The sequence below is a fragment of the Streptomyces sp. NPDC101166 genome (genome assembly GCF_044768125.1).
Lineage (GTDB): Bacteria > Actinomycetota > Actinomycetes > Streptomycetales > Streptomycetaceae > Streptomyces.
Window position 1 is genome coordinate 1 of record NZ_JBIWPF010000385.1, and the last position, 1,023, is coordinate 1,023.

Genomic DNA, 1,023 nt, shown 5'->3' on the forward strand with positions numbered 1-1,023 from the left:
CACGCCCTGGGCGAAGGTCGGCACATATGAGGTGAGCCCCAGCAGGATCGCGCCGACCAGCAGGGAGACCAGGCTGCTGGCCACCACCACGCGGCGGGTGAAGATCCACAGCGGCAGAATCGGATTCGCGGCCCGCCGCTCCACCAGCGCGAACGCCACCAGCGTCGCCGCGCCGCCGCCGAACAGCGCCAGGCTGGCGGCCGAACCCCAGGCCCAGGCCTGCCCGCCCTCGAGCAGCGCCAGAATCAGCGCGCCCGCACCGACCGTCAGCAGCCCGGCTCCGAGATAGTCGATCCGATGGCTCTGCCGCGGAGCGCTTTCGGTGAACTTGCGCTGGATCATCCAGCCGGCCAACGCGGCCAGCGGCAGGTTGACCAGGAAGATCCACCGCCAGCTGACGTATTCGGAGAACACCCCGCCCAGCAGCGGACCCACCACCGAGGAGGTCGCCCACACACTGGCCAGGTACGCCTGCACCTTGGCCCGCTCCTGCACGGTGTAGACGTCGCCGGCGATGGTCATCGCGATCGGGCTGACCGCGCCCGCCCCGATGCCCTGCACCGCCCGGAACACGATGAGCCCGAGCATGCTGGTGGCGAGCCCGCACAGCAGCGACCCGAGCGCGAACACCCCGATCCCGAACAACATCACCGGTTTCCGCCCCACCATGTCGGCGAGCTTGCCGTAGATCGGCACGGTCACCGCCTGCGCCAGCAGATAGATGCTGAACAGCCAAGGGAACTGCGCGAATCCGCCGAGCTGGTCGGTGATGGTGAGCACCGCGGTCGCGATCACCGTGGAGTCCAGCGCCACCAGCGACGTCGACAACATCAACGCGGCCAGAATCGGCCCACGCTCCGACCGCAATCCGATCGACGACTTCACATCCGTAGCCGTCACCGGCAACCCCTTCTCCGCAACCCGACTCATCCTCGAGTCGAACGCATCGCCGGGGCGGCTATTCCCGTCGAGCCGGCATCTCCGGGTGGACCGTTCCCAGGTCGAATCCCCGCCGGGCCACCT

The 1,023-nt window shown here is 68.8% G+C and carries 1 protein-coding gene; it reads right to left on the minus strand.

The window, feature by feature from the left end; all coding sequences use genetic code 11:
* Positions 1-900: MFS transporter (locus tag ACIRS4_RS39310; protein ID WP_404205238.1), on the minus strand; the 900-nt coding region annotated here is incomplete at its 3' end.
* Positions 901-1,023: the final 123 nt, after the last annotated feature.